This window comes from Nakamurella sp., from assembly GCF_048594475.1.
GTDB lineage: Bacteria > Actinomycetota > Actinomycetes > Mycobacteriales > Nakamurellaceae > Nakamurella.
The window spans coordinates 1-8,786 of the sequence record NZ_JBMDXT010000443.1; the positions used below are offsets into that span (position 1 = coordinate 1).

At 71.2% G+C, this 8,786-nt stretch carries 8 protein-coding genes; 1 reads left to right on the top strand and 7 read right to left on the bottom strand.

Features of this window, described 5'->3' with window-relative positions; all coding sequences use genetic code 11:
• Positions 1–145: 145 nt before the first annotated feature.
• The 7 genes from ACOJUF_RS19930 to ACOJUF_RS19960 form a co-directional block, all read right to left on the bottom strand.
• Positions 146–1,849, bottom strand: a complete 1,704-nt coding sequence (locus tag ACOJUF_RS19930; RefSeq protein WP_420123560.1) for an urease subunit alpha — start codon at positions 1,847–1,849, stop codon at positions 146–148.
• Between the two features lie 23 nt (positions 1,850–1,872).
• Positions 1,873–2,208, bottom strand: coding sequence for an urease subunit beta (ureB, locus tag ACOJUF_RS19935; RefSeq protein ID WP_420123561.1), 336 nt, complete (start codon positions 2,206–2,208; stop codon positions 1,873–1,875).
• Between the two features lie 42 nt (positions 2,209–2,250).
• Positions 2,251–2,553: an urease subunit gamma gene (locus ACOJUF_RS19940; RefSeq protein WP_420123562.1), complete on the bottom strand. Its 303-nt coding sequence runs from the start codon at positions 2,551–2,553 to the stop codon at positions 2,251–2,253.
• 99 nt (positions 2,554–2,652) lie between these two features.
• Complete coding sequence (locus tag ACOJUF_RS19945; protein WP_420123563.1) at positions 2,653–3,894, bottom strand: hypothetical protein; 1,242 nt, start codon at positions 3,892–3,894, stop codon at positions 2,653–2,655.
• 82 nt (positions 3,895–3,976) lie between these two features.
• Entirely contained in the window at positions 3,977–5,455 is a 1,479-nt protein-coding gene (locus tag ACOJUF_RS19950; protein ID WP_420123564.1) for a nucleobase:cation symporter-2 family protein, read from the bottom strand.
• 128 nt (positions 5,456–5,583) lie between these two features.
• Positions 5,584–6,864 carry a chloride channel protein gene (locus ACOJUF_RS19955; protein WP_420123565.1) on the bottom strand — a complete coding sequence of 427 codons (1,281 nt, stop codon included), beginning with the start codon at positions 6,862–6,864 and terminating at the stop codon, positions 5,584–5,586.
• A 129-nt stretch (positions 6,865–6,993) separates the two neighbouring features.
• On the bottom strand, positions 6,994–7,842 hold the full coding sequence (locus ACOJUF_RS19960; RefSeq protein WP_420123566.1) for an IclR family transcriptional regulator: 849 nt from the start codon (positions 7,840–7,842) through the stop codon (positions 6,994–6,996).
• A gap of 172 nt (positions 7,843–8,014) precedes the next feature.
• Here ACOJUF_RS19960 and ACOJUF_RS19965 point away from each other — a divergent pair.
• A partial coding sequence (locus tag ACOJUF_RS19965) for an NAD-dependent malic enzyme (protein WP_420123567.1) occupies positions 8,015–8,786 on the top strand: 772 nt, incomplete at its 3' end.

Consider the following 8,786-nt stretch of genomic DNA (forward strand, 5'->3'; position numbering starts at 1 on the left):
GCTGTTCCGGCGGAGCCGGAACGGCACTCTTCCCATGATCAACAGCAGCCGGGGGCGAGGGGATCGCCGGGGGCGAGGGGATCGCGGGGGGCGAGGGGATCGCGGGGGGCGAGGGGATCGCGGGGGGCGAGGGGATGGCGGGGGCTCAGAACAGCGAGTACAGCTGGGCCAGCGGCAGGGTCTGCGCCGGCGCCGGCACGACGACCTCGCCGTCGATGGAGATCTCGAACGTGTCCGGTTTGATGACGATGTCCGGCAGGGTGTCGTTGTTGATCATCTGCGCCTTGCCGACGTCCCGGGTCGACTTGACCGCCGACAGCGCCCGTTTCAGGCCCAGCCGACCGGCCAGCCCGTCCTCGATGGCGTACGGCGAGACGAAGGAGAGCGACAGTTGCGGGCCGATCGCGTCGGTCAGCGCCGGCCGCATCAGCACCGGTTGCGGCGTCGGGATCGAGGCGTTCGGGTCGCCCAGCGCACCCCAGACCAGCCCGCCGCCCTTGAGCACGACGCTGGGCCGGATGCCGAAGAACTTGGGCTCCCACAGCACCAGGTCGGCCAGCTTGCCCGGCTCCACCGAGCCGACCTCGTGGTCGATGCCGTGGGTGATGGCCGGGTTGATCGTGTACTTGGCGACGTAGCGGCGGGCGCGGAAGTTGTCCGCCGGCAGCCCGCCCCCGATGTCGCCGCGCCGATTCTTCATGACGTGCGCGACCTGCCAGGTCCGGCAGATGACCTCGCCGATCCGGCCCATCGCCTGGGCGTCGGACGAGGTCAGCGACACCGCGCCCATGTCGTGCAGGATGTCCTCGGCCGCGATGGTCGTCGCCCGGATCCGGGACTCGGCGAAGGCCAGGTCCTCGGGCACCGCCGGGTTGAGGTGGTGACACACCATCAACATGTCCAGGTGCTCGGCGACGGTGTTGACCGTGTGCGGCAACGTCGGGTTGGTCGACCCGGGGATGACGTTCGGCAGTCCGGCCAGCGTGAGGATGTCCGGCGCGTGCCCGCCGCCGGCGCCCTCCACGTGGAACGCGCTGATCGACCGGCCGCCGATCGCCGCGATGGTGGATGCGACGTACCCGGCCTCGTTGAGCGAGTCCGAGTGCAGCGCGACCTGCAGCCCCCATTCCTCCGCGCCGCGCAAGGCGGCGTCGACCGCGGCCGGCGTCGAGCCCCAGTCTTCGTGCACCTTGAACCCGCCGGCGCCGGCCAGTGCCTGCTCGCGCAGGCCTTCCATGGACACGGTGTTGCCCTTGCCCAGCAGCAGCAGGTTGATCGGGTACGGGTCGATCGAGCGGTGGATGGTCTCCAGGTGCCAGGCGCCCGGCGTCACCGTCGTCGCCTTCGTGCCCTCCGACGGCCCGGTCCCGCCACCGCCCAACGTCGTCAGGCCGGTCGCCAGGGCTTCCACGATCTGGGACGGCGAGATCAGATGCACATGGGTGTCGATGCCCCCCGCGGTGAGGATCTTGCCCTCGCCGGAGATCACGTCGGTGGACGGTCCGATCTGCAGCGCCGGGTGCACGCCATCGGCGATGTCCGGGTTGCCGGCCCGGCCGAGGGCGACGATCCGGCCGTCCCGGATCCCGACGTCCGCCCGGACGATGCCCCAGTGGTCGAGAACGATGGCGTTGGTGATGACGGTGTCCGGCGCGCCCTGCGCCCGGGTGGTCGACCCCTGGGCCATCGACTCGCGGATCGACTTGCCGCCGCCGAACACCGCCTCCTCGCCACCGGCGGTGTAGTCCTGCTCGATCTCGATCCACAGGTCGGTGTCGCCCAGCCGCACCTGGTCGCCGACCGTCGGCCCGTAGAGGGCGGCATAGTCCGCGCGGGAAATCTGCACCACGTCGAGCTCCTGTTCAGTCCCGGTCAGTGCTCATCGGAGACGGTCTTGATCTGGATCCCCGGGACCCGGCTCGCGCCCTTGAATGCGACGGCCGAGACGGACCGGGACGCACCGGGTTCGAACCGGCGCGAGGTGCCGGACGGGATGTCCAGGCGGAACCCCTGGGCGGCCGCGCGGTCGAACTGCAGCGCGGTGTTCACCTCGGGGAGGTGGATGTGCGAGCCGATCTGCACCGGCCGGTCGCCGGTGTTGATGATCACCAGCTCGATGCGTTCGGCGTCGCCGCGGTCGGCGTTCAGCTCGATGACGCCCTCCGCGGTCCGGATCGCACCGGGACCGCTCGACGACCCTGAAGCCATGGCTGCTCCTCTGTCAGACGGACTCGACCGGCGCTCGGCCGGTCAGGCGATCGGATGGTGGATGGTGACCAGCTTGCGGCCGTCCGGGAAGGTGGCCTCGACCTGCACGTCGGGCAGCATCTCGGCGACGCCGTCCATCACCTGGTCGCGGGTCAGCACCTCCCGCCCGGTGACCATCAGCTCCTCCACCGACCGGCCGTCCCGGGCCCGTTCGATCACCCAGGTCGTCAGCAGGGCAACCGATTCCGGGTAGTTGAGCTTGACGCCGCGTGCGAGCCGGTCCCGGGCGACCATGCCGGCCACGGCCAGCAGCAGCTTTTCCGTGTCGGACGGGGTCAGGTGCACCGATGCCTCCGGTGGGCGGGATCCGGCCCGGGGACGGGCCGGGTGACGGGACGGGGAACGGACGCGGGGGAACAGCGGGGCCGAGCGAGCCGCATCATGTCACGGCATCGATTCGTAGGCGGGCACGGAGATGAAATCGGTGAACCGCAGCGCGGTCGTGGCGTCGTAGACGAGGTTGCGCGCGCCGGCGAGCAGCTCCCGGCCGCCCGGCCGGTCGGCCCACCCGTCGGCGAGCCGCTCGGTGGCCTCGTCCAGCTCGGAGACCACCAGGTACCCGGTGATCCGCCGGCCGCCCTCCAGCGCCACCCGGTTGCGCCGCCACTGCCAGAGCTGGCTGCGGCACAACTCGGCGGTGGCCAGGTCCACCGGGTGCCCGGCGATGGTGGCCACGCCGGTCCCGGAGAGCCAGTTGACCAGGTACTCCAGCGCGACCTCGACGGTGGACCGCAGCCCGTCCGCCGTCACGGTGAGCGGCACGGACCGGATGTCCAGCAGGTCCTTCCCGGTGACGACGGCCTCGCTGCCGGGCCCGCCGAGGCCGCGCCGGGCGGCGGTGGCGGCGAGCAGGTCCGAGTAGGCCTGCAGGAACGGCGCGGATCCGTCCAGCGTGTCCCGCTGCGGCAGCACGTACTCGGTCCCGGCCCCGCGGAACGTCTTGACCAGCGAGAACAGGTAGTCGCACCAGGCGGGCGAGAGGGCCACCGCGCGGTCGCGCAGCTCGTGGAGGAGTTCGTCGGTCTCGAAGGCGGCCCAGATCGTCTCGATCGGGACCGTCACCGTCACCCATCCCGCCGGCCGGCCCAGCGCGCCCTCGATCCAGGTGAGCAGGTCGGCCCAGAGCCGGGCCTCCAGGTGCGATTCGAGCATCGGCAGCGCGAGCCGGGGCGCGGGGCCGTCCGGTCCCGCGCCGGCCAGGTGCAGGCCGACGTCGACGAAGGCGGCGACGGCCGGGTCGCCGTCGACCGTCAGGTGCTTCTCGGTCAGGTGCAGACCGCGGGGGCGCAGCAGCACCGGACCGGCCTGCGCCGATCGCTGGGCGGCGACCAGGGTGGGCCAGGTCGGCGAGATCCCGCCGGACAGGTCCAGCAGCGGGCGGGGTCCGGCATCGGCCCCCGGCCCGACCACCTGCCAGTCGCCGGCCCGGATCGCCGCCGTCTCCGGCAGGAAGTCCAGCGGCTCACCGACCGCCACCATGTCCTGCCGCCGCTGACGTTCGGCGAGCAGGTGCTCGCGGCGCAGGGCGAAGCGGTCGTGCAACTCGACCACCAGCGCGAGCGCGGCCGGGGTCAGGACCTCGCCGGCACCGTCCACCGGCGCCCCGAGCACCTTCGCCCTACTCACCACGCGCGCTCTCCCTGCTCATCCCGGGCTCGTCCGAGCCCGGCCGGACCGATCCGACCGGAACCGAACCGATCGGTGCCGGCTATTGTTTCGCCCTCGACTTGCCGGACTCCGCGTCGGCCTCGGCGAGTTCGGCGGTCACCTCGGCCGGATCGACCGCGGTCACCTCCCGGTTGGCGTCGTACCCCGCCCCGCCGTGCGGGTCGGACCCGCCCTCGGCCTCCGCCCGGGCCTGCATCTTGTCCGAATTGAGCAGCAGGTTGAGCAGGATGGCCACGATCGCGCCGGCCGAGATGCCGGAGTGGAAGATCGTCTTGAACCAGTTCGGGAAGTCGTTGTAGAAGGAGTCCCGCACGATCGGGATCATGGCCACGCCGATCGAGATGGCGACGACCAGGATGTTCTTGTTGTTGAACTTCACCGTCGACAGGGTCCGCACCCCACTGGCGGCGACCATGCCGAACAGCGCGATGCCGGCCCCGCCGAGCACCGGCAGCGGGATGCCCTCGACGATCGCGCCCATCTTCGGGGTCAGGCCGAGCAGGATCAGCACCCCGCCGGCGAAGGTGGCCACGTACCGGCTGCGCACACCGGTGATCGAGACCAGGCCGACGTTCTGCGCGAAGGCGGTGTACGGGAACGTGTTGAAGACACCGCCGAGCATGGTGGACAGGCCGTCGGCGCGGAGCCCGTCGGCGAGACGGCGACTGTCGATCTTGACGTCGACGATCTCGCCGATGGCCAGGATGTCGCCCGTCGTCTCGGTCATGATGACCAGCGCCACGATGCACATGGAGACGATCGCGGCGACCTCGAAGATCGGGAAGCCGAAGTGGAAGGGCGTGGTCACGCCGACCCAGTTCGCGCTGCCCACCTTGTCCCAGTGCACCAGGCCCATCGGCAGCGCGACGATCGTGCCGATCACGATGCCCAACAGGATCGAGATGCGCGCCAGGACCGGCGGGGCGAACCGCTCGATCAGCACGATCAGCACCAGTGTGCCGGCGGCCAGCGCGACGTTCTGCACCGGCGCGCCGTCGGCGGTGATCGTGCCGCTGCCGACCCAGTTCGCGGCCACGCCCATCAGCGACAGGCCGATGATCAGGATGACGGTACCGGTGACCAGCGGTGGAAAGAATCGGACGAGTTTTGCGAAAACGGGCGCCAGGGCCATCATGAAAATGCCCGATGCGATCACCGAACCGTAGATCGCGGTCACCCCGTACTGCGAGCCGATGACGATCATCGGCGAGACGGCGGCGAACGTGCAGCCCTGCATCAGCGGCAATCGCACGCCGAACCACTTGAATCCGATCGACTGGATCAACGTGGCGATACCGGCGACGAAAAGGTCGGCCGTGACGAGGTATCCGAGATCGTCCGGGTTCAGCTTGCCGGCGGCGATCAGCGCACCACCGACGACCAGCGGAACCGCGACCGCGCCGGCGTACATCGCCAGCACGTGCTGCAAACCCAGCGGGATCAGGTGCTTCCAGGGCGGCAGCTCGTCGACCGATTCCAGCGGCTTTCCGTCGGCGCCCAGTTTCGGACGAAGTCCCATCTGTTTCCCCCAACCGGGCGACCGAACGGCGTCGGTGTGAACACGATCGGTGGGGACGATCCAGCGACGACGTTTCCGGCGCGAACGAGGTCGGTAAACGCGCGGTTAATCCCGCCGCCGGGCCGGTCTCAGCCGAGCATGCGATGGCGCAGCGTGTCGTAGACGGGTGGATTGCGCAGCAGGGTGGCGGCCAGCGTGGCGGCGAAACAGGCGGCGAGCATCGGTACCGTCAGGGTGGCGATCGTGGTCATCTCGACGATCAGCACGATGCCGGTGAAGGGGGCCCGCACCGTCGCAGCGAAGAACGCGGCCATGCCGACGAGCGCGAAGGGGATCGGCGACGGGCCGACCCCGGGCAGCAGCACCGCGCCGGAGTGGAACAGCACCCCCCACAGGGCGCCGAGGGCGAGCAGGGGCGCGAACAGGCCGCCCGGGGTGCCGGCCGCATAGGACAGCGGGCCGGTCACGAAGCGGATGAGGAAGTACCCGAGGACGGCCGGCAGGAGGAACGCCGAGCTGTCGGTGAGCAGTTGCTGGGTCAGCAGGTCACCGCCGCCGACAGCGAAAGGGCTCACGTACAGCGCCAGCCCGACGAACGCCCCGAGAACCGCGGCGCGGACGGTCGGCGGCACCCGGTGCAGCCGGTCGGCCGCCGCCAGCGCCCCGGTCACCAGCTTGTTGTACCCCACCCCGACGGCCCCGGTGAACAGGCCGAAGACCACGAACAGCACCATCATCGGCACGCCGGCGGGCTCCTGCGGGGCGACCAGGAAGTCGGGATGATCGCCGACGAGCAGCCGCGAACAGCTGACCGCGACCGCGCAGGCGATCGCGGTGGTCAGCACCAGCCGAAGGCGGGCGGTCCGGGCGACCTCTTCCAGCACGAACAGCGCACCGCCGACCGGCGCGTTGAACGCCACCGCCAGTCCGGCACCGGCCAGCGCGGCCTGCAGGACCCGCACATCGTCACCGGGCACCCGCGCGCGGATCCCGGCCGCCGCGCCGAGCGCCGCCCCCATGTGCACCGTCGGACCCTCCCGGCCGAGCACCAACCCCGAGCCGATGGCGATCAGCCCGCCGACGAAACGGGCCGGCACCACCCGCAGCGGCGGTGGGTCGGCTTCCTTCCGCCAGACCGCTTCCACGTGTTGGATGCCGCTACCACCGGCCAGTGGGACGAGCGTGACCAGGGCCCGGGCGATCGCCGCCCCGGCCGCCACGATGAGGATCGGCACCAGCCAGCTCGGGCCCTCGGCCGCGTGGGCCCAGTCGACGACCTCGGTGCGCAGGCGGGTTGCCTGCTCCAGAAGCCGGCGAAACGCGCCGCCGACGAACCCGATGGCCATGCCGGCGACGGCGGCGAGCACGGACAACCGCACCAGACCCGAGTGGTCCGCTTGAGCGATCACCGTGCCACTTCATCAGGTGTCCGTCCGCGCGGCCAGGTCGGGGCCGGCCGCGGTCGGGCCGGGTGATGGCGTACCCGTCGAGGCGGTCCGTCGCACAGGTGCGACGGCCCGGCCATCGGCGCGCGGACGCTACCCGAGCTCGGCGGCCAGCGCCCGGCCGGCGGCGGTGAGCAGCGGCACCGCCCGCTGCACCGTCTCCGGGGTCATCCGGCCGACCGGGCCGGACACCGAGACGGCCAGATGCGATCGGGTGCCGGGCACCGCGACGGCCACGCAGCGCACCCCCAGCTCCTGCTCGCCGTCGTCCATCGCATAGCCCTGGCCCGCGGCCTCGCGCAGCTGGCGGGCGAACTCGTCCGGATCGGTGATCGTGTGCTCGGTGTGCCGCGGCATGCCGGTGCGGCGCAGCAGCTCGCGCACCTGACCGGGCGGCATGTGCGACATGATCGCCTTGCCCACCGCCGTGCAGTGCGGCAGCACGTGCCGGCCCACCTCGGTGAACATCCGCATGCTGTGCCGGCTGGGCACCTGCGCGATGTAGACGATCTCGTCGCCGTCGAGCGAGGCGAGATTGGCGGTCTCGCCCAGGTCGTCGACCAGCTGGGCCAGGTGCGGCCTCGCGACGCTGGAGAGCATGCTCGACGCGCTCTCGGCCAGCAGCAGGATGCGCGGCCCGAGGGCGTACTGCCGGGACGGCTCCTGCCGCATGTAGCCCAGATCGACCAGGGTGCGCACCAGCCGGTGGATGGTCGGCAGGGGCAGGCCGGACTCCGCCGCGAGGGCCGACAGCCCCATCACCCCGCCACCGGTGGCCAGGGTCTCCAGGATGGTGAAGGCGCGCTCGATCGACTGCACCCCGCCGGAACTGCGCTGCTTGCCGCCCTTGGGCGCGGCATCGGCCTCGGCGTCACCATGGGCGGCGGGATCGGCGGCGGGATCGGCACCGTCCGGCCGGCCGGCGTCGCTCAGGGCTGTCATCGCTGCTCCTCCACCACGCTGCTCTCCCGCACGAGAGACTCTTTCGAGATACGGAATCCTACGGTCACGATGCGGGCAATCGTGACCGGGCCTACGTTGACGTGGGCGATTTGCGGACTACTATCCACCATACAGAAACTCACTTCCGCAAGACAGAAGATGGAGGCCAACGATGGCCAGCGTCAGTCCGGGCTACTCGATCACCGTGCGCGTGCAGGCGCCGCCGACCGTCGGGGCCACCGCCGACCTCGCCGCGGCCGTGCTGTCCGCGGGCGGCGCGTTGACCGCACTGGACGTGGTCGAGTCCAAGCCGGACGGCATCGTCGTCGACGTCACCTGCAACGCCTCCGACGCCGATCACGCCGACCAGATCAGCGACGCGATCGCCCAACTGGCCGGCGTGACCGTGCGTAAGGTCAGCGACCGGACCTTCCTGCTGCACCTCGGCGGCAAGATCGAGATCCAGCCCAAGGTGCCGCTCAAGCACCGTGACGACCTGTCCCGCGCCTACACCCCGGGCGTGGCCCGGGTCTGCCTGGCCATCGCCAAGAACCCGGCCGACGCCCGCCGGCTCACCATCAAGCGCAACACCGTCGCCGTGGTCACCGACGGCACCGCGGTGCTCGGCCTTGGCGACATCGGCCCGGCCGCGGCCATGCCGGTGATGGAGGGGAAGGCGGCGCTGTTCAAGCACTTCGGCGGGGTGGACGCCTGGCCGGTGGTGCTGGACACCAAGGACGTCGACCAGATCGTGGAGATCGTGCGCTGCATCGCGCCGGGCTACGGCGGCATCAACCTGGAGGACATCTCCGCGCCGCGCTGCTTCGAGATCGAGGCCCGCCTGAAGGAGCTGCTGGACATCCCGGTCTTCCACGACGACCAGCACGGCACCGCGATCGTCGTGCTCGCCGCCCTGACCAACGCGCTGCGGGTGGTCGGCCGCA

Coding starts and splice junctions, on each gene's coding strand:
- ureB (WP_420123561.1), bottom strand. CDS start 2,208: ATGGCTTCAGGGTCGTCGAGCGGTCCCGGTGCGATCCGGACCGCGGAG.
- ACOJUF_RS19950 (WP_420123564.1), bottom strand. CDS start 5,455: ATGGGACTTCGTCCGAAACTGGGCGCCGACGGAAAGCCGCTGGAATCG.
- ACOJUF_RS19960 (WP_420123566.1), bottom strand. CDS start 7,842: ATGACAGCCCTGAGCGACGCCGGCCGGCCGGACGGTGCCGATCCCGCC.